The 19,267-nt window shown below is 61.3% G+C and carries 21 protein-coding genes; 12 read left to right on the top strand and 9 right to left on the bottom strand.

Annotated features, from left to right (window positions below):
- The 4 genes from BFP96_RS20710 to cysB form a co-directional block, all read left to right on the top strand.
- Positions 1 to 907 (top strand): putative 2-dehydropantoate 2-reductase (locus tag BFP96_RS20710; protein WP_065936921.1); only part of this gene is annotated, 907 nt, incomplete at its 5' end.
- 15 nt (positions 908 to 922) lie between these two features.
- Entirely contained in the window at positions 923 to 1,840 is a 918-nt protein-coding gene (locus tag BFP96_RS20705) for a 5'-nucleotidase (RefSeq protein ID WP_065885134.1), read from the top strand.
- A gap of 66 nt (positions 1,841 to 1,906) precedes the next feature.
- A complete protein-coding gene (locus BFP96_RS20700; protein ID WP_065894684.1) occupies positions 1,907 to 2,413 on the top strand; it encodes a universal stress protein in 507 nt (168 codons plus the stop codon).
- Positions 2,414 to 2,510: 97 nt separating this feature from the next.
- Positions 2,511 to 3,485: an HTH-type transcriptional regulator CysB gene (gene cysB, locus BFP96_RS20695; protein WP_065898063.1), complete on the top strand. Its 975-nt coding sequence runs from the start codon at positions 2,511 to 2,513 to the stop codon at positions 3,483 to 3,485.
- A 6-nt stretch (positions 3,486 to 3,491) separates the two neighbouring features.
- On the opposite strand, the gene BFP96_RS20690 is transcribed toward cysB, so the two are convergent.
- Positions 3,492 to 3,974, bottom strand: a complete 483-nt coding sequence (locus BFP96_RS20690) for a GreA/GreB family elongation factor (protein WP_065936920.1) — start codon at positions 3,972 to 3,974, stop codon at positions 3,492 to 3,494.
- Positions 3,975 to 3,986: 12 nt separating this feature from the next.
- Positions 3,987 to 4,355, bottom strand: coding sequence for a hypothetical protein (locus tag BFP96_RS20685; RefSeq protein ID WP_065936919.1), 369 nt, complete (start codon positions 4,353 to 4,355; stop codon positions 3,987 to 3,989).
- Positions 4,356 to 4,487: 132 nt separating this feature from the next.
- Between BFP96_RS20685 and earP the strand changes: the two genes are divergently transcribed.
- Positions 4,488 to 5,621: an elongation factor P maturation arginine rhamnosyltransferase EarP gene (gene earP / locus BFP96_RS20680; protein WP_065936918.1), complete on the top strand. Its 1,134-nt coding sequence runs from the start codon at positions 4,488 to 4,490 to the stop codon at positions 5,619 to 5,621.
- 49 nt (positions 5,622 to 5,670) lie between these two features.
- Positions 5,671 to 6,243 (top strand): elongation factor P, encoded by a 573-nt coding sequence (locus BFP96_RS20675; RefSeq protein ID WP_003172723.1) that lies wholly within the window; start codon positions 5,671 to 5,673, stop codon positions 6,241 to 6,243.
- Positions 6,244 to 6,405: 162 nt separating this feature from the next.
- Here the strand turns inward: BFP96_RS20675 and BFP96_RS20670 are convergent, their stop codons facing one another.
- The 3 genes from BFP96_RS20670 to BFP96_RS20660 form a co-directional block, all read right to left on the bottom strand.
- On the bottom strand, positions 6,406 to 6,825 hold the full coding sequence (locus BFP96_RS20670; RefSeq protein WP_065898060.1) for an organic hydroperoxide resistance protein: 420 nt from the start codon (positions 6,823 to 6,825) through the stop codon (positions 6,406 to 6,408).
- 285 nt (positions 6,826 to 7,110) lie between these two features.
- Positions 7,111 to 7,563, bottom strand: coding sequence for a MarR family winged helix-turn-helix transcriptional regulator (locus tag BFP96_RS20665; RefSeq protein ID WP_065936917.1), 453 nt, complete (start codon positions 7,561 to 7,563; stop codon positions 7,111 to 7,113).
- 78 nt (positions 7,564 to 7,641) lie between these two features.
- Positions 7,642 to 8,592, bottom strand: coding sequence for a LysR family transcriptional regulator (locus BFP96_RS20660; protein ID WP_065936916.1), 951 nt, complete (start codon positions 8,590 to 8,592; stop codon positions 7,642 to 7,644).
- Between the two features lie 109 nt (positions 8,593 to 8,701).
- Between BFP96_RS20660 and BFP96_RS20655 the strand changes: the two genes are divergently transcribed.
- Positions 8,702 to 9,451, top strand: a complete 750-nt coding sequence (locus tag BFP96_RS20655; RefSeq protein WP_065885142.1) for a sulfite exporter TauE/SafE family protein — start codon at positions 8,702 to 8,704, stop codon at positions 9,449 to 9,451.
- Here the strand turns inward: BFP96_RS20655 and BFP96_RS20650 are convergent.
- A complete protein-coding gene (locus tag BFP96_RS20650) occupies positions 9,441 to 10,322 on the bottom strand; it encodes a LysR family transcriptional regulator (RefSeq protein ID WP_065936915.1) in 882 nt (293 codons plus the stop codon). The two genes, BFP96_RS20655 and BFP96_RS20650, sit on opposite strands and share 11 nt — an antisense overlap.
- 70 nt (positions 10,323 to 10,392) lie before the next feature.
- Here BFP96_RS20650 and BFP96_RS20645 point away from each other — a divergent pair, with 70 nt between their 5' ends.
- A complete protein-coding gene (locus BFP96_RS20645; RefSeq protein ID WP_065936914.1) occupies positions 10,393 to 10,599 on the top strand; it encodes a DUF1127 domain-containing protein in 207 nt (68 codons plus the stop codon).
- A 44-nt stretch (positions 10,600 to 10,643) separates the two neighbouring features.
- The gene (locus tag BFP96_RS20640) at positions 10,644 to 11,873 is read left to right on the top strand and encodes a winged helix-turn-helix domain-containing protein (RefSeq protein WP_065894702.1); all 1,230 of its coding nucleotides are present in this window, start codon (positions 10,644 to 10,646) and stop codon (positions 11,871 to 11,873) included.
- Positions 11,874 to 11,968: 95 nt separating this feature from the next.
- On the opposite strand, the gene BFP96_RS20635 is transcribed toward BFP96_RS20640, so the two are convergent.
- Entirely contained in the window at positions 11,969 to 13,315 is a 1,347-nt protein-coding gene (locus tag BFP96_RS20635) for a class II 3-deoxy-7-phosphoheptulonate synthase (protein WP_065936913.1), read from the bottom strand.
- Between the two features lie 125 nt (positions 13,316 to 13,440).
- Here BFP96_RS20635 and BFP96_RS20630 point away from each other — a divergent pair, with 125 nt between their 5' ends.
- Positions 13,441 to 14,196, top strand: coding sequence for a spermidine synthase (locus BFP96_RS20630; protein WP_065894705.1), 756 nt, complete (start codon positions 13,441 to 13,443; stop codon positions 14,194 to 14,196).
- Positions 14,197 to 14,734: 538 nt separating this feature from the next.
- On the opposite strand, the gene BFP96_RS20625 is transcribed toward BFP96_RS20630, so the two are convergent.
- Positions 14,735 to 15,526: a crotonase/enoyl-CoA hydratase family protein gene (locus tag BFP96_RS20625; RefSeq protein ID WP_065936912.1), complete on the bottom strand. Its 792-nt coding sequence runs from the start codon at positions 15,524 to 15,526 to the stop codon at positions 14,735 to 14,737.
- Positions 15,527 to 15,948: 422 nt separating this feature from the next.
- Between BFP96_RS20625 and BFP96_RS20620 the strand changes: the two genes are divergently transcribed.
- Positions 15,949 to 17,622 carry a DEAD/DEAH box helicase gene (locus tag BFP96_RS20620; RefSeq protein WP_065885148.1) on the top strand — a complete coding sequence of 558 codons (1,674 nt, stop codon included), beginning with the start codon at positions 15,949 to 15,951 and terminating at the stop codon, positions 17,620 to 17,622.
- Positions 17,623 to 17,729: 107 nt separating this feature from the next.
- On the opposite strand, the gene BFP96_RS20615 is transcribed toward BFP96_RS20620, so the two are convergent.
- Positions 17,730 to 18,497, bottom strand: a complete 768-nt coding sequence (locus BFP96_RS20615; RefSeq protein ID WP_065894707.1) for a DODA-type extradiol aromatic ring-opening family dioxygenase — start codon at positions 18,495 to 18,497, stop codon at positions 17,730 to 17,732.
- Positions 18,498 to 18,600: 103 nt separating this feature from the next.
- On the opposite strand from BFP96_RS20615, the gene BFP96_RS20610 reads away from it, so the two are divergent.
- On the top strand, positions 18,601 to 19,257 hold the full coding sequence (locus BFP96_RS20610) for a thiopurine S-methyltransferase (RefSeq protein WP_065936911.1): 657 nt from the start codon (positions 18,601 to 18,603) through the stop codon (positions 19,255 to 19,257).
- Positions 19,258 to 19,267 lie beyond the last annotated feature (10 nt).

The following is a 19,267-nucleotide window of genomic DNA, read 5'->3' as shown; positions in this document are numbered from 1 at the left end:
TGGCGGGTTTTATGGCCTGATGCTGGCGCGTGCCGGGTTCGACGTGCATTTTCTGCTGCGCAGCGAATACGCAGTGGTCAGCAAGCAGGGTCTGCGCCTCAACAGCAGCGTGCATGGCAACCTGCACCTGCATCCGGTGCAGGCGTATGCCAACGCTGCGGATATGCCGCCGTGCGATTGGCTGCTGGTGGGTACCAAATCCACCGGCAATGCCGACCTAGCCCCGACCATCGCCCAGGTTGCGGCGCCGGATGCCAAGGTGGTGCTGTTGCAAAACGGCCTGGATGTCGAGGACAGCCTGCGTGAACACCTGCCGCCGTCGCTGCACTTGCTCGGCGGCCTGTGTTACATCGGCGTGCATCGCACCGCGCCGGGCGTCGTCGAGCATCAGGCGCTGGGGCGGGTCAACCTGGGCTATCACAGCGGCACCGCAGCCAGCGATGAAGCGCGGCAGCAGGCGATTGTCGAAGAAGGGGCCGGCCTGTTTCATCAAGCGGGTATCGAGTCCCAGGCCATGACCAGCGTGCATCAGGCCCGCTGGCATAAACTGGTGTGGAATGTGCCGTTCAACGGCCTCTCGGTTTTGCTCGGCACCGGGACCCGCGCGCTGATGGCGGATGAATCCAGCCGTGCGCTGATTCAGGCGCTGATGGCCGAAGTGGTGCAGGGCGCTCACGCCTGTGGCCATGACATTGCCGCGAGCTACGCCGGGCAGATGTTTGCCATGACCGAAACCATGGACGACTACCTGCCCAGCATGTATCACGATCACGTGCACAAGCGTGCGCTGGAACTGGCGGCCATCTATGCGCGACCCTTGGCCGCCGCCAAAGCGGCCGGCTGCGAATTGCCGCGCATGCAGGCGCTTTACCAGGCCTTGAGTTTTATTGATCGGCACAATCGCTGATTCGGGGGCACTGACATGGTGAAGGGATTGAGCGACAAACTGGTGCTGGCGATTTCATCGCGAGCCTTATTCGATTTGAGCGAAAGCCACAAGGTCTATCTCGCCGAAGGCGTGGAGCCGTATCGCCAGTACCAGATCGAGCACGAGGAGGAAATCCTTGAACCCGGCGACGCGTTCCCGCTGGTCAAGAAACTGCTGAGCCTCAATGCCAGCCTCGGGCGCGCCCGTGTCGAGGTGGTATTGGTGTCGCGCAACAGCGCCGATACCGGCCTGCGAGTGTTCAACTCGATCCAGCATTACGGCCTGGACATTTCCCGCGCCGCTTTCGTTGGAGGGCGTAGTCCCTATCCGTATTTAGCCGCCTTTGGTTGCCATCTGTTTCTGTCGACCCATGCAGAAGATGTGCGCAGTGCGCTCGACGCCGGTTTTGCCGCAGCGACGATCCTGTCGGGTGGCCCGCACCGGGCATCAAGCGAGGAACTGCGCATCGCCTTCGATGGCGATGCGGTGCTGTTCTCCGACGAGTCCGAGCGCGTCTATCAGGCCGGCGGCCTGGAAGCGTTCCAGGCCAGCGAACGAGAGTCGGCGCGCGAGCCGTTGCACGGCGGCCCGTTCAAGGGCTTCCTGGCGGCGCTCAACCTGTTGCAGCGTGAGTTCGCCGACGAGGCGTGCCCGATTCGCACGGCACTGGTCACCGCGCGCTCGGCGCCGTCCCACGAGCGGGTCATTCGCACCTTGCGTGAATGGGATATCCGCCTGGATGAATCGTTGTTCCTGGGTGGCCTGGATAAATCCGCGTTCCTGGAAGCCTTCGCCGCCGATGTGTTCTTCGATGACCAGGTCGGCCATTGTGAGCGCGCCAGGGAGGTCGTGGCCACCGGGCATGTGCCCCATGGCATCAGTAATGAGTTGAAAATCCAGAGCGAGAGCTGAGCCGCACTGCTCGAGGCGCTGCTAAGCTCATTTGATCTCCGCCAGCCTGGCAACCCAGGGGGTTCTATGATTCGTTCGATGCTGTACGCCACGGATCTTGGCCTGTATGCACCGTATGTCATGCAACATGCCCTGGCGTTGGCGCGAACGTTCAAGGCCGATTTATATGTGATTCATGTGGTGGAGCCCATCGGGCTGTTCGCTGAATCGGTGTTGCAGAGCTACCTTGATGAAAAGGCCCTCAGCGAATGGCAGCGCCAGGGGCTGACCACGGTCATGGCGACGATCGAGCAACGGGTGCTCGACAGCTTTCGCGAGGAGCTGGGGGATGGGGAGCAGGACCTGAAGTTGATTCGTTCGGTGCGGGTGATCCAAGGGGACCCCTGCGAAGTGATTCTCGACCAACTGCATAAGCTTTGCGTCGACCTGTTGATCGTCGGCAGTCATAGCCATGCCAGCGCAGCGGCTACACCGCTTGGGCGTACCGCTGCGCGCCTGGTGCAGGTGGCGAGTGTGCCGGTTTACCTGGTGCCGTCGCTGCAACGTCGGCGCAGTGATGATATTGATCGGTAAAAAACGATAAAAAGTTCTAGATTTATATATCTTACCTTTAATATAGTTATATACCGTCGCTGATACCCGTGGCGTCTATCTGCTTTGAGGGATTCATATGAAGCTTCAACAACTGCGCTACATCTGGGAAGTGGCGCACCACGACCTCAACGTTTCCGCAACCGCTCAAAGCCTCTACACGTCGCAACCCGGTATCAGCAAGCAGATCCGCCTGCTCGAAGACGAGCTGGGCGTCGAAGTATTCGCGCGCAGCGGCAAGCACTTGACCCGCGTCACGCCGGCGGGCGAGCGCATCATTACCACGGCCGGCGAGATCCTGCGCAAGGTCGAGAGCATCAAGCAGATCGCCCAGGAATTCTCCAACGAGAAGAAGGGCACCTTGTCGATCGCCACCACCCACACCCAGGCACGCTACGCCTTGCCGCCGGTGATCCGCGATTTCATCAAGCAATACCCTGACGTGGCGTTGCACATGCACCAGGGCTCGCCGATGCAGATCGCCGAAATGGCCGCTGACGGCACCGTCGATTTCGCTATCGCCACCGAAGCCCTGGAACTGTTCGGTGACCTGGTCATGATGCCGTGCTACCGCTGGAACCGTTGCGTGGTGGTGCCGCAGGGACACCCCTTGGCCAAGTTGCCGAAGCTGACCCTGGAAGCCTTGGCCGAATTCCCGATCGTGACCTACGTCTTCGGGTTCACCGGGCGTTCCAAGCTCGACGAAGCCTTCAGCCACCGCGGTCTTACCCCGAAGGTGGTGTTTACCGCAGCCGACGCCGATGTGATCAAGACTTACGTGCGCCTGGGCCTGGGCGTGGGCATCGTCGCCAAGATGGCTGTCGACACCCAGCTCGATAAAGACCTGGTGGTGCTTGATGCCAGCGAGCTGTTCGAATCCAGCGTGACCAAGATCGGTTTCCGGCGTGGCACGTTCCTGCGCGGTTTCATGTGCGATTTCATCGAGAAATTCGCACCGCACCTGACCCGCGAAGTGATGGCCAAGGCGATCCAGTGCCACAACAAGCAGGAACTGGAAGCGTTGTTCGACGGCGTTGAACTGCCGGTTCACTAAAGCGGCTCAGCGGGCCTCGGTCACGGTGAAGTATTGCCGGGCGCCCGCCACCAGAATCTCCACCTCGTCATCGATGCACTTGCCCAGCAGGCTCTTGCCCAACGGAGCGCGCGGGGTGATGACGGTAACGGGTTGCCCGACTACCTCCACCTTCAACCCCGCCGCATCCGGCGCCAGGAACAGCCACTGCTGGCGACCGTCCTCGTCTTCCAGACCGACCAGGGTGCCGAGTTCTATCCCGCGCTGATCATCGTAGGCACGCAGCTGCAGATTCTGGCACAGCACCAGCGATTGCCTGATTTCCTCGACTCGCCTGGCTTGTCCGGTCGCCAGGTACGAGGCCTCAAGGCCTAGGGTGTCGTATTTGTTCTCGGCGATGTTTTCTTCGTGGGTCGCCGTCTCGTAAGCGGTCTGCGCGGCGCGTTGGAGGACATCGAGGTCGACTGTCAGCTTTTCCAGAATCAATTGAAGGACGGCGTGTTTATTCATGGCTGTGCTTGATCATTCGCAGAATTGCAGGACATTTGCCCGGCTTTTTTCGTTCGGGGCGTTCTGGTCCTGTTGCAGCCAGAACTGGCATTTGGGGTTGGACAAATTGCGCGCATTGTTTCGCGCCTGCTCCAGGGTTTGTTGTTGCTCCTGCTTTTGCAGGTTCTGCTGGTACTGCTCAAACATGCGGTTGGTCGGCTCCGGTTCAGCCGCAGGCGGTTTGCCCAACTGTTGAACGGCCTGGGCCACCGGCGCCAGGCTCTGCGGGAACAGGTAGCGCGAGGCCAGCCAGGTGGTCAGCGCGATGGCGATAAACCCCAGCCACACGCCTGCGGCAATGGCGATGCACAGTTTGAACAGCGACGTCGGACGGTCGGACATGGTGGCCTCCTGGCAAGCATTGACGGCAAGTTGGCGATTGTCGCACAGCCACTGTGCAGAATAATCGTGATCAAGCCTTCTGCATCGGCGCATTTATGCGGACAATCGAGCCTTTGAGCACTGGAGCCCGGAATGAAAGCCCGCTGGGATATTTTTTGCAGTGTCGTCGACAACTACGGCGACATTGGCGTGACCTGGCGACTGGCCCGGCAATTGATCGCCGAGCACGCGTGCGCTGTGCGCCTGTGGGTCGATGACCTGCGCGCCTTTGAGCGCATGTGCCCGCAGATCGATGTCAGCCTGGAGCAGCAGTGGCAAGAGGGCGTCGACGTGCGCCACTGGCCGAGCGAATGGGCGCCGACCCCGGCGGCCGATGTGGTGATCGCGGCGTTTGCTTGCCAACTGCCGGCTGACTACATGGAAGCCATGGCCGCGCGCGCGCGCACGCCGTTGTGGATGAACCTGGATTACCTCAGTGCCGAGGACTGGGTGGTGGGCTGTCACCGCCTGCCGTCGGTGAAGTTCAAGGGGGTGCAGAAGCACTTCTTTTTTCCTGGCTTTCGCCCAGGCACTGGCGGGCTGTTGCGTGAAGCAGGGTTGCTGCAGCAGCGTCAGGCTTTTCAGCAGGACACCCATGCGCAGCGCCAATTCCTGCAGACCCTGGGCGTGTTTCCGGTAGCCGATGCGCGGCTGATCTCGCTGTTCGCCTACGAAAACGCCGGGCTGGGCAGTTGGCTGGACGTGTTGTCGACAGACGGGCGTGCCACTCATCTGTTGGTGCCGGAAGGACGCATCCTGGGCGATGTGCAACGCTGGCTGGGCGAGGAAGGGCTCACGGCCGGGGCGATTCATCAGCGCGGGGCGTTGACCGTGCAGGTGCTGCCGTTCGTGCGCCAGGCGCAGTACGACAAATTATTGTGGTGCTGTGAGCTGAATGCCGTGCGTGGCGAGGATTCGTTCGTGCGCGCCCAGTGGGCCGGGCGCCCGTTGCTGTGGCACATCTATCGTCAGGACGAAGACATCCACCTGGACAAGCTCGATGCCTTTCTCGAGCTGTACACCGCCGCCTTGTCGCCGGCGGCCAAGGCGGCGCTGGTTGCACTGTGGCAAGCCTGGAACACCGAGGGCGATATGGCCCAGCCGTGGAAAACGCTGCAGGAGCACTGGCCGGAACTCAACGGACATGCGCAGAACTGGTGTCTGGAACAGGCCTTGCAGGCCGATCTTGCGACGGCGCTGGTACAGTTTTATGAAAGTTGGATATGATACGCCACCTTGATTTTTGTAAATCCCATCCAAATTTCGGATATATGCAATGAAAACTGGTAAAGAACTGAAACCCGGTACAGTGATCCGTCTCGAAAACGACCCTTGGCTGGTTCAGAAAGCTGAGTTCACCAAGTCCGGTCGTAACAGCGCCATCATGAAGACCAAGCTGAAGAACCTGCTGACCGGTTACAAGACCGAGATCGTCTACAGCGCCGATGACAAACTGGACGACGTAATTCTCGACCGCAAGGAAGCGACCCTGTCCTTCATCAGCGGCGACACCTACACGTTCATGGACACCACCGACTACACCATGTACGAGCTGAACGCTGAAGATATCGAAGCCGTTCTGCCGTTCATCGAAGAAGGCATGGAAGACGTCTGCGAAGCTATTTTCTTCGAAGAGCGCCTGGTTTCCGTAGAGCTGCCGACCACTATCGTGCGTAAAGTTGCCTACACCGAAGGTTCCGCTCGCGGTGACACTTCCGGCAAGGTGATGAAGCCTGCCAAGCTGAGCAACGGTACCGAACTGCAAGTGGCCGATTTCATCGAAATCGACGACCTGATCGAGATCGACACCCGTGAAGGTGGTTCGTACAAAGGTCGCGCCAAGAAGTAATTCCTGCGCCGCGATACGAACGAAAAAGCCCGACCATGTGTCGGGCTTTTTTATGCGTGCAGGGTTTACACCGGCATACCGGCCGGGTCCAGTTTGCGGGCGTAGCGCTCGGCGCGCTGGCTGGCATCGGTGGTGTAATGGTCCCGTTCAGGGCGACAGTGGTTAAACGGTTACGTGCAGACGCACATCAACGTTGCCGCGAGTGGCGTTGGAGTACGGGCAGACCTGGTGAGCGGCGTCGACCAGCGTTTGCGCATCATCCTGGGCCAGGCCTGGCAGGCTGATGTGCAGGTCGATGTCCAGGCCGAAACCGCCGGGTATCTGACCGATGCCAACGTGGGCGGTGATCGAAGCGTCATCCGGGATTTTGCGTTTGGTCTGGCCGGCGACGAATTTCAATGCGCCGATGAAGCAGGCCGAGTAGCCGGCGGCGAACAGTTGCTCTGGATTGGTGGCCTGACCGCCGGCACCGCCCAATTCCTTGGGCGTGGAGAGTTTGACGTCGAGGATGTTATCGCTGGAGACAGCGCGACCATCACGGCCGCCGGTGGCGGTGGCTACTGCGGTATAGAGCGTTTGCATGGTGTCGTCCTCTGATTATTAGCGCTAAATGTTTGCGCGCTAAGTAGTTGGTGAGGTGAATGTATAGCGCTAATGTTTAGTGCGCAAGATAAATTCACAAATATTTTCAGGCGATGGGAAAACAAGGTGGGAGGGGGCACATCTTAATGCCAGTCAGTTAAGGCTTTTTTTGTAGGAGCGAGCTTGCTCGCGAAAAACTCACAGACACCGCATTCATTCAGGAAGTACGCGTTATCGTTGACGTTTTTCGCGAGCAAGCTCGCTCCTACAGGATTTGGTGCTTCTTTAGATTGCGCTCTGCAGGTTGCTGCGCAAAGCAATCAAATCCGCCTGCAGCTTGCGTAACTGCTCCAATTCCATCCCGCTGGCCCCCAGGATGCACTGCGGGATCCCCATGGCCTGGTCCTGCAGCGCCCGCCCGGCAGCGGTCAACTCCACCACCACCACGCGCTCATCTTCGCGGCTGCGGGTGCGGCTCAACAGGCCTTCGGCTTCCAGGCGCTTGAGCAAAGGCGTGAGGGAGCCGGGATCGGTGAGCAGGCGGGTGCTGATTTCACCTACGGTCAAACCGTCTTCTTCCCACAACACCATCATGGCCAGGTACTGCGGATAGGTCAGGCCGAGGGCTTGAAGGAGAGGTTTGTATGCCTTGGTCATCAGCAGCGAGGTGGAATGCAATGCGAAACACAGCTGGTTATCCAGCATCAAGGATTCACAGGGGGTTGGATTTTTGCTCATGGCGGTGCCTCGAAAAGCCGGTATGACGGGAATCTAGCGGGCAAATCTTTAATGCGCCAGGTAATTCTGCGCGCACGGTCAGACCAGGCCGCTTTGCAATGCCAGATCCCAGGGCGGCACCGGGCTGAAACGGGACTTCAGGTATTCCAGCAGCAACCGGCTGCGTGCATTGGGTTGCTGTTCCAGGCGTAGCGCATAGATGCCGGCGGTTTCCGGGGTCGGCAAGCCGCTTTCACAAAACAGTGGCAAGAGTTCACCGCGCACCAGGTATTCGCTGGCCAGCCACGTAGGCAGGTGCGCAATGCCCAGCCCTGCCAGGGCGCCGGAGAGCAGGGCCTCGGCATTGTTGGCACTCATGCGGATACGACGAGGGCGATAGATGGCACGGCGCCCGTCCAGTTCGAAGCGCCAGGCGAACATCGGCGCCAACCCGTCCCAGTCCAGGCCGTCGTGCTCGCTCAGTTCCCGCGGGTGCGTTGGCGTGCCTCGGCTTTTCAGGTAAGCCGGGCTGGCGCAGGCAATGCGCACGATACTGGCAAGCGGCGTGGCGATCAGACGCGTGTCGGCAATATGCCCGGCGCGCAGCACCAGGTCGACCTTGCCCAGGTGCGCGCCCTGCATATCGACAAAACTGTCGATCAAATGCAGCTGTACATCCAGCCCTGGGTACACCTGCAGGAAATCTGCGATCACGGGCGCCAAGTGCCGTCGCCCGAACGCCGCCGGTGCGTCCACGCGGATCAGGCCTTCGGGCGCATGGCTCAGGGACACGGCTTCGGCGCGCGCCAGTTGCAACTCGCCGACAATCCGTCGCGCCCGCTCGGCAAAGGCGAGTCCGGCCGGGGTAGGGACCACGGCGTGGGTGCTGCGCTGGAACAGGCGGCTGCCGACAGCGTTCTCCAAACTGTCGATACGCCGCGCCACTGCCGAGGGGGTTAACGGATAGCGGCGCGCAGCGGCGGAAAAGCTGCCGCTTTCCAGCACATCGAGAAACAGGCTCAGCTGGTCGGTCAACGTATTGGGATTCATGGGTCCATGCTTGTGCGAGTTTGGCACAGCCATTGTGCGTTGCTGTGCCTTTGCGCGCCATAGCGGACTGCGTAGCATGCAACACTCAGGATTTGTGGAGTAGCGTGCGGTGGTGGATCTGGCGATGTACCTGGTATTGGGCGCGGCCCTGGGCACAGTAGGCGGCTTGTTTGGTATTGGCGGCGGACTGATCGCCATCCCGGTGCTGGGTGTGCTGTTCGGGCTTGATCAGCAGATCGCCCAAGGCACCGCACTGGTGATGGTGGTGCCCAATGTGATGCTGGCCCTGTGGCGGTATCACCAGCGCAACCGCATTGAACTGCGCCACGCCTTGCCGCTGGGTGTGATGGGCTTCAGCTTCGCCTGGCTGGGTTCAATCTGGGCGGTAGGCCTGGATGCCGGCGCGATGCGGATCGGGTTTATCGTCTTTTTGGTGGTACTGGCAGCCTACAACCTGTTGCGCATGTTCACCCGTAACGCACCGCCGACGGCGCAAATGCGCTATTCCTGGCCGTGGCTGGGCGTACTCGGCGCAGCGTCAGGCGCCATGGGCGGATTGTTCGGTGTCGGTGGCGCGGTGGTGGCCACGCCGGTGCTTACCAGCGTTTTCGGCACCAGCCAGGTGGTCGCCCAGGGCTTGTCCCTGGCGCTGGCGCTGCCCAGCACCGGCGTGACCCTGGTCACTTACGCCTGGCATCACGAAGTGGACTGGCTGATCGGCGTGCCGTTGGCCGTGGGCGGCCTGCTCAGCATCAGTTGGGGCGTGAAAGTCGCTCATGCACTGCCCGAGCGGGTGTTACGTGGCCTGTTCTGCGGTTTTCTGGCGGTGTGCGCGGTGATGCTGACGTTTAAAGTTTGAACCCTTCGAGAATGTATTCGGCCAGGCATTCGGTAATGGGCGACGTCATTTGCGGGTTGCGCAGCAAGCGCAGGTTCATCGACGGCAAGGGCGGGAAGCCTTCGTCGCTGCCGAGCACGCGCAGGTCCTGGGACACCAGGCTTTCCATGCTGACCATCGCCGCCAGGCCGGCACTGACCACAGCCAGGATCGCCGCGCCATTGGAGCTGTGATACGCCAGGCGATAATCCCGTCCGGCCATATCCAGCGCGGCCTGGGCCCACTGCGTGTAGAGGCAGTCGCCGCCGGAAACCGCCAGCGGCAGGGACTCGTGCTCGTCCACGCAAAAACACGGCGCGGCGGCCCACACCATGCGCTCAGTGCGCAGGAATTCACCGAGATCGTTGCCGGGCTCGCGGCTGATGACGGTCAAGGCCAGGTCCCGTCTCTGCATCAGCACCGTTGACGATTCGCAGTGCAGCTCGATCTGGATCAGCGGATAGGCCTTGGAAAACTGCTTGAGAATGCCCGGCAGGAAGCGCATAACGTAATCGTCCGGCGTGCCGATGCGCACTAACCCCACCATATGCGGCTCGCGCAGGGTGTTGAACACTTCGCTGTGCAGTTTCAGGATGCGCCGCGCATAGCCCAGCAATACCTGGCCCTCAGGCGTCAGCCGCACCTGACGGCCGTCGCGTTCGAACAACTTGCGTTGCAGCACGTCTTCTTCCAGACGTTTCATTTGCATGCTCACCGCCGATTGGGTGCGGTTGACCAGTTCCCCTGCGCGGGTAAAACCGCCCTGATCGGCGATGGCGACGAAGGTGCGCAGCACTTCCGTATCGATGCTCGGGTAAGTCGACAATTGATCAATCTCCGAGATGTATTGCATAAGAAACATTCGTTGGATTGATCATAGGCCCAGGCACACACTCGCGTCATCCCCACTGGAGGGCGAGAAGATGAAAGGTCAAAAAGATCATGGGTCGATGGCAAGGTCGCCGTTGTCAGGGCTTCTTCGCAGCATTTCGCGTTGGCCGGCGTTGCATCGCGAACGCCGGATGCTGGCGGGTATGAGTGATGATGCGCTCAAGGATATCGGGCTCAACCGTGTCGACGTGGAGAAGGAGATCCACCGGCATTTCTGGGATGACCCGCTGCGCAAGTGACTCCGGATGCAGTAGGGTAGGCGCGAGCATTCAAGGAGCCATCCATGCCCGCCGTCCTCTCCTTTTCCCTCAAGCAGGCACGCCGCATGGCGCTGGCGGCCCAGGGCTTTTCCGGGCGCCAGCCGCCGGCGCAGATAAAAGCCGCACACCTCAACCGCCTGATCGAACGCCTTGGCGTGCTGCAGATCGACTCGGTCAATGCGGTGGTGCGTTCCCATTACCTGCCGCTGTTTTCTCGACTGGGCAATTATTCCCCCTTGATTCTGGAACAGGCCGCCTGGAGCCAGGGGCGACGGCGCTCGCTGTTCGAATACTGGGGGCATGAAGCCTCGCTGCTGCCCATGGCGATGTACCCCTTGATGCGCTGGCGCATGGAGCGGGCCAGGCAGGGCCAGGGGATTTACGCGCAAATGGCGCGGTTCGGGCGGGAGCGGCAGGACACGGTCCAGCGCGTTCTGCAGGCTGTCGAACAGCAGGGCGCCTTAGGTGCGGGCAGCCTGTCGACCCGTGAAGAGCGCGCCGGGCCCTGGTGGGATTGGAGTGACGAGAAACATGCGCTGGAATGGCTGTTCGCGGCCGGTCTGGTCACCGTGGCCGGGCGGCGCGGGTTTGAGCGCCTGTACGATTTGCCGGAGCGAGTGATCCCCGGCGAAATCCTTCAAACCGTCGTGAGCGAAGCCGAGGCCCTGCGCGGCTTGTTGGTGCACAGCGCCGGCGCATTGGGCGTGGCCACTGAAAAAGACCTGCGCGATTACTTCCGCCTCGACCCCGTCGACAGTCGCCAGCGCCTGGCTGAGTTGGTCGAGGAGGGACAGTTGCTGAGCTGTCGGGTGCAGGGCTGGAAGCAATCGGCGTACTGCCTGCCCGCGCCGAAAGTGCCACGCAACGTGCCGGCCAGCGCGTTGCTGTCGCCCTTTGATTCGTTGATCTGGGAGCGTGCCCGTACCGAGCGCCTGTTCGATTTCAGGTACCGCCTGGAAATCTACACCCCCCAACACAAGCGGGTGTACGGCTACTACGTGCTGCCGTTTTTGCACAACGAGCGGATCGCTGCGCGCGTTGATGTGCGCGCCGAGCGGGCCAACGGCTGCCTGGCGGTGCATGCGGTGCACGAGGAGGAGCAGGGCCTGGACGAGCCGGGCATGCTGGCGTTGGCGCTGAACCTGCGGCAGATGGCCGATTGGCTGGGGCTGCAACAGGTCAAGCTCAATTGCCAGCGGCCGAGTGCTGCGCGGTTACGCTTGGCAATGCTCAAGATGGATGCTGGGCTTTAGGGCGCCATCGGGGGCAAGCCCCTCCCACAGGGGAATACGCTCCACATGTGGGAGGGGGCTTGCCCCCGATTGGCGTCAGTCCAGTCGACACCCATCTAGCGCTTGACCTGTTTCAGGGTTTCGGCAATCAGGAACGCCAGTTCCAGGGACTGATCGGCGTTCATCCGCGGGTCGCAGTGGGTGTGATAGCGGTCCGACAAACCGTCTTCGGTGATCGGCCGTGCGCCGCCGATGCATTCGGTGACGTTCTGCCCGGTCATCTCGATATGAATGCCGCCGGCATAGCTGCCTTCAGCCTGGTGGACCTGGAAGAACTCCTTCACTTCGCCAAGGATCTGCGCAAAGTCGCGGGTCTTGTAACCGCTGCTGGCCTTGATGGTGTTGCCATGCATCGGGTCGCTGCTCCACAGCACTTGCTTGCCTTCGCGCTGTACGGCGCGAATCAGCCCGGGCAGGTGGTCGCCCACCTTATTGGCGCCCATGCGTGCGATCAGGTTCAAGCGGCCAGGGTCGTTCTCCGGGTTGAGAATATCGATAAGACGGATCAGGTCGTCGGGGTTCATGCTCGGGCCGACCTTGACCCCGATCGGGTTGTTCACCCCGCGCAGGAATTCGACATGGGCGCCATCCAACTGCCGGGTTCGGTCGCCAATCCAGAGCATATGGGCCGAGCAGTCGTAGTAGTCGTTGGTCAGGCTGTCGCGACGTACGAAGGCTTCTTCATAGTTGAGCAGCAACGCTTCGTGAGCGGTGAAGAAGCTGGTCTCGCGCAGCTGCGGCGAGTCGTCCATGCCGCAGGCGCGCATGAAGGCCAGGGTTTCGTCGATGCGGTCGGCCAGTTGGCTGTATTTCTCGGCCAGCGCGGAGTTGGCGATAAAGTCCAGGTTCCACTTGTGCACCTGGTGCAGGTCGGCGAAGCCGCCTTGGGCAAAGGCGCGCAGCAGGTTGAGGGTCGCGGTGGACTGGTGGTAGCTCTGCAGCAGGCGGTCCGGGTCCGGTACGCGGCTTTTTTCGTCGAAGCCGATGCCATTGACGATATCGCCGCGGTAGGCGGGCAGGGTGACGCCGTCGATGGTTTCATCGTTGGACGAGCGCGGTTTGGCGAACTGGCCTGCCATGCGCCCGACTTTGACCACCGGGCAGCCGGCGGCGAAGGTCATGACAATCGCCATCTGCAGCAGCACCTTGAAGGTGTCACGGATTTTCGCGGCGGAGAACTCGGCAAAGCTCTCGGCGCAGTCACCGCCTTGCAGCAGGAAGGCGCGACCCTGGGTCACTTCGGCAAACTGACGACGCAATTCGCGGGCTTCCCCGGCAAACACCAGCGGCGGGTAACTGGCCAGGCTCTGCTCCACTCGCTGCAGGTGCGCAGCATCCGGGTAACGGGGTTGCTGCTGGATCGGCAGGGCACGCCAGCTGTCGGGGCTCCAGGGTTGGCTCATCATGCACTCGTTGGGTAGGTTGAAGTTCGGACGCCAATGTTAGCAGCAATTAGTGCGTGACCTGCCGACGTCGCTTGGCTGACAATCGCGCACTTTGCCCTGCAGCCAACCCGTTAGGAGTAGTGATGAGCGAGGAGCGTGTGGAGCGCCTGCTGGCCGAAGTCCATGATGATTTCGGCATGATCCGTGTGCTGGAAGTGGCCGATTACCGTTTTCTCGAATTTGGCGACGCCATCGAGCAAAGTTGCGTGTTTACCGCCGACCCGAGCTGGCTGGAGTATGACTATACCCGCGCGATGTTGATCGGGGCGTTGTGCCATGAGCAGCCGGAGAGTGCGCTGTTCCTCGGCCTGGGCGCCGGCACGTTGACCCAGGCATGCCTCAGGTTCCTGACGCTTGACGATGTTGAAGCCATCGAGCTGCGCCCCGACGTACCGCGCCTGGCGATGGAGTATTTGGGGCTGGACGATGATCCACGCCTGTATATCCGCATCGGCGATGCCCTGCAATTGCTCGACAGCGCTGAACCGGCCGATCTGATCTTCGTCGACTTGTACACCGATGTGGGGCCGGGCGTCGGCCATCTGGCCTGGACGTTCCTCGAGAACTGCCAGAAGAAGCTCAACCCGGGCGGCTGGCTGGTGATCAACCAGTGGGCCACCGATGACGGCAAGCCGCTGGGCGCAGCGTTGTTGCGCGGGTTGTATCACCGGCATTACTGGGAACTGCCGGTGAAGGAGGGCAATGTGATTCTGCTGGTGCCTTCGGAGCTGGATCAGGAGTTGGACCTGGAGGCGCTGGTGGTCCGTGCAGAAGCCTTGGCGCCGCGTCTGGGGTATTCGTTGCAGGCGTTGATCAAGGCGATTCGGCCGGCGACTTAGTCGTCTGTGCCGGCCTCATCGGGGGCAAGTCGAATCGTCGCACTGGCCCTCCACATTTTGATTTGTGAATACATTCAAGTGTGGGAGGGGGCTTGCCGCCGATGGCGGCCTCTGGGCCGACCAGGGTGTTGGATTGGGTTGAGTACATATCCGTTTCTGCGGTAACGGCTGCTATGGGTTCCGCTTTTACAGCGGCTCACTTTTGAAAAGCGCAAAAGTAAGCAAAACGCTCTTGCCCCACCACTCGGCACCTCGCTTAGGCTCGGTGTGCCCGAACGCAGGCTTGAATCCGTGGGCCGCCGCCACGCGCCATCCATGGCGCGGGGCGGCTAACCCGGCGTCCTGCCGGGTTGCCCACGGATTCAAGCCTGCGTTCGGCCTGCGTGGTTTAACGGGGCGCCTGAGATCAAAAGCAGATCAAGATCAAGGGCGGCTCGCTTCGCATCGTGGTTACCGGCGACTCGCTGCGCATCGTGGTTAGGGTTGGGCGCTGCAGAGTTGTGTAGATGCCTATGGCCCATTAGGCGGTATGGCCAAGTCAAATACCCTTGAACACGCCCGGGCGCTTTTCGATCATCGCCCGCACGCCTTCCTTGGCATCCTCGCTGTTGAGCAATTTATCCACCATCGGCGGCAATGCGGCCGCCGCTACGGTCTCACCTTCCCTGTGTGCCAGTCGCGCCGACATCAGCGTTGCCTGCACCCCAAGCGGCGCCTGGCGTGCGATGCGATTGGCCAACTCGATGGCGCGCGGCAGCAGGTCTTCGCTGGCCATCACTTCCTGCACTAGGCCCAGGCGCAGGGCTTCATGGGCGTCAAATTCATCGCCGGTCAGCAACCAGCGCATCGCATTGCCCCAGCCGGCGATCTGATGAAAGCGTAATGTCGCGCCGCCGAACGGAAAGATCCCACGCTGCACTTCCATCTGCGCGAAGCGAGTGTTGCTGGCGCAAAGGTTGATATCCGCCGCCAGCATCAGTTCGATGCCGATGGTCAGGCAGTAGCCGTGGACGGCAACGATCACCGGCTTATTGACCCTGGGGCCGGCGAACACGCCCCAGGGATCGCAGCCACCCAGGGGCGGTTGCCAGCCTCCGGCCATTACCCCGCTGACGTTGGCCAGGTCGAGCCCGGCGGTGAAGTGGTCGCCATGGGCAAACACCACGGCAACCCGCGCGTCATCGTTTCGATCAAATTCGCCATAAGCCATGCTCAGTTCGTTGAGCAGATCCAGGTCGAAAGCATTGCGCTTGGCCACCCGGTCCAGTCCCAACAGCAGGACATGGCCCTGAAGTTCACGGCTGACGCGGCTGATGCTGGCTTGATTCATCGGGTGTGCCCTCGGGCGCGGGTAAGGTTTCAGACCAAAGGGACGGTCTGGACAGGTGAACCGTTTAAGCGTGATGACCAACAGGGCCGGGCTTGTGAAAAATAGACCCTGGCGCAGTTATCTGCAAAGGCTGTGTCGCAGCACGGTTTCTCAGTGCTTTTCGATAAAAAAAGCTCCCTTTTTCAGCTATTTCCGGTATAGTGCGCGCCGGCCTTTAACCGGGCCGCGTTTAGGTAGCGCAATTCCCCGAAGTCAGCTTCGGCTGCACGTCCGCACAGCGGACTCTTCCTTGACGAATCTTTTTCATTCATTCGTTTTCGCAAATCCCCGCCGACAAAGCAGCCAGGGCGACTCTTGAGTCTCAACACGGCATGCGCAGCTTTGGAGCATGGGTCTTTGCGGATGCACTTAGAGGCAGACCCATGACCCAGGAAACCGGCGGCTTCGCCGCTTTTAATCTTAACCCGAACATTCTCGCCGCAGTCATCGCGACTGGCTACGAAGAACCTTCGGCTATTCAGCAGCAATCGATCCCGATCATCATGGCCGGCCAGGACATGATTGGCCAGGCGCAAACCGGTACCGGTAAAACCGCCGCGTTCGCCCTGCCTATTCTGCATTGCATCGATCCTGCCAAGCGCGAGCCGCAAGCCCTGATCCTGGCGCCAACCCGTGAGTTGGCGCTGCAAGTAGCAACCGCTTTCGAAACCTACGCCAAGCAAATGCCAGGTGTAACCGTTGTGGCCGTTTACGGCGGAGCGCCTATGGGCCCACAACTGAAAGCCATCCGTAACGGCGCACAGATCGTTGTCGCCACCCCGGGCCGTCTGTGCGACCACCTGCGTCGTGACGAGAAAGTGCTGTCGACCGTGAACCATCTGGTTCTGGACGAAGCCGACGAAATGTTGAAGCTGGGCTTCATGGATGACCTGGAAGTCATCTTCAAGGCACTGCCACCGACCCGTCAGACCGTGCTGTTCTCGGCCACCCTGCCGCAGTCGATCCGTGCCATTGCCGAACGCCACCTGCGCGATCCGCAACACGTGAAGATCCAGACCAAGACCCAGACCGTTACCGCGATCGAACAGGCTCACCTGTTGGTTCACGCTGACCAGAAGACCTCGGCGGTATTGAGCCTGCTGGAAGTCGAAGACTTCGACGCCCTGATCATGTTCGTGCGCACCAAGCAAGCGACCCTGGACCTGGCCAGTGCCCTGGAAGCCAAAGGCTACAAGGCCGCTGCGCTGAACGGTGACATTGCCCAGAACCAGCGTGAGCGCGTGATCGACTCCCTCAAGGATGGCCGCCTGGACATCGTTGTAGCGACCGACGTTGCTGCCCGTGGCCTCGACGTTCCACGTATCACCCACGTGTTCAACGTTGATATGCCTTACGATCCGGAATCCTACGTTCACCGTATCGGCCGTACCGGCCGTGCCGGTCGCGAAGGTCGTGCGCTGCTGCTGGTCACTCCACGTGAGCGCCGCATGCTGCAAGTGATCGAGCGTGTAACCGGCCAGAAAGTTGCCGAAGTCCGTCTGCCGGATGCCCAGGCCGTTCTCGATGCGCGCATCAAGAAACTGACCAACAGCCTGGCGCCACTGGTGGCTGACGCTGAATCGACCCACGGCGACCTGCTGGACCGCCTGACCGCCGATATCGGTTGCACCCCCCGTGCCCTGGCTGCAGCGTTGCTGCGCAAAGCCACCAACGGTCAGGCCCTGACCCTGGCGGCCATTGAGAAAGAACGCCCACTGGTACCGAACAACGCGCCACGCGGTGATCGTCCAGAGCGTACCGGCGACCGTCCAGACCGTGGTGATCGTGAGCGTCGCGCTCCGGTCCCATTGGCTGAAGGCCGTGCCCGTTGCCGTACCGCGCTGGGTGCGCGTGACGGTATCGCGGCCAAGAACCTGCTGGGCGCTATCCTCAACGAGGGTGGCCTGGCACGTGAAGCCATCGGTCGCATCCAGGTGCGTGACAGCTTCTCCCTGGTGGAGCTGCCGGAAGACGGCCTGGAAAAACTGCTGGCCAAGTTGAAAGACACTCGCGTTGCCGGTAAGCAGTTGAAGCTGCGTCGCTACCGCGAAGATTGATCCGCCGTCAGGCTGATTGATCGCACATAAAAAATCCCCGACTGGTTCGGGGATTTTTTTTGCCTGGGATTTATGGCCGGCACTCGATTGTGGTGAGAGGGGCTGCGTCAGCCAAAACGATAGATATCCATTCCAAGCGCGCCCAGTGTGAAGCCCTGGTGCGCCACGCTGAAATCTCCGCCCACCCCCCGCGCGAAGTACAGCGGCAGCAAGTGCTCATCGCTGGGATGGCTGCGCACGGCGTGTGGCGCCTGGCGGCGATAGTCATGCAAGGCTGCGTCGTCATTGGCCGCCAGCTTGTCGACGACCCAGTCGCGAAACTCCAGCGCCCATGGCGTGATGGTTTCAGGCCCTGCGCGCCAATCCAGCTCGCCCAGGTTATGGGTGATGCTGCCGGAACCGATCAGCAGCACACCTCGCTCGCGCAGGCCGGCGAGCGCCCGCCCGACCCGGCTCTGCAGTGCCGGGCCCATGCGGCTGGGCAGCGACACTTGCACCACCGGGATATCCGCCGCCGGGTACATCAGCGACAGGGGCACCCAGGTGCCATGGTCGAAGGGGCGGTGCTCATCGATGTGCGCACCCAGGCCATCGGCATGCAGCAATTCGACGATTTCAGCGGCCAGCCGTGGGTCGCCCGGCGCGGGATACTGCACGGCAAACAGCTCGCGCGGGAACCCCCCAAAGTCATGCCAGGTCTCGGGTGCGCTGGCGCCACTGACCAGCAACTCCTGGCTTTCCCAATGCGCCGATACCACCACAATCGCCTTCGGGCGCGGCAACTCGGCCGCCAGGCGTTGCAACGCCGGGCCGCTCGCGCCGGGTTGCAGGGCGAGCATGGGGGAACCGTGCGAGATAAACAGGCTGGGGAGCATAATAGGAGTCCTGAGCGTTAACATAGGCCCATCTTCAGTCAGATCATCAATCAAAATCTAATATAAGTTTTAGTGCTTTTTGATCGAATTTTCGAGGTGATTTATGCAGCCTGAGTTTTGGCAGGAGCGTTGGGCCCGCAACCAGATTGGCTTTCATTTGCCCGAGGTCAACCCCTATCTGCTGCGGCATTGGCCGCAGTTGGGGCTGGTGGATGGGGCCAAGGTGCTGGTGCCGTTGTGTGGCAAAAGCCTGGATCTGGTATGGCTGGCCAGTCAGGGCTGCCACGTAATGGGGGTGGAACTGTCCGAGCAGGCGGTGGAGGCGTTTTTCAGCGAGCAGGGGCTGGCGCCGCAGATCAGCCGAAGGGGCGACTTCAAGGTGTACCAGACGGGCTTGATCGAGGTGTGGTGTGGCGATTTCTTCGCGCTCGACGCACAGGCAGTCGCTGGTTGCAGCGCCCTGTATGACCGCGCAGCGTTGATCGCGTTGCCGCCGTTGATGCGCGCCCAATACGCCGAGCGCCTCACTGCCTTGCTGGGCCGTGGTTGCCAGGGCCTGCTGGTTACGCTCGATTACGATCAGGTGCAAAAGGCCGGGCCGCCTTTTGCCGTCAGCGATGCTGAAGTGCGCGTATTGCTGGGCGAGCACTGGGCATTGGACAGGCTCGAAGAGCAGGACATTCTCGGCGAAAGCTGGAAGTTTGTTCAGGACGGCGTCACCCGCCTTGACGAGCGGGTTTACCGGTTGACCAGGGCCTGAATCACGCCCG

Source organism: Pseudomonas sp. 34 E 7 (assembly GCF_900005715.1).
Taxonomy (GTDB): Bacteria; Pseudomonadota; Gammaproteobacteria; order Pseudomonadales; family Pseudomonadaceae; genus Aquipseudomonas; species Aquipseudomonas orientalis_A.
This window is presented reverse-complemented; position numbering and strand designations above follow the sequence as displayed.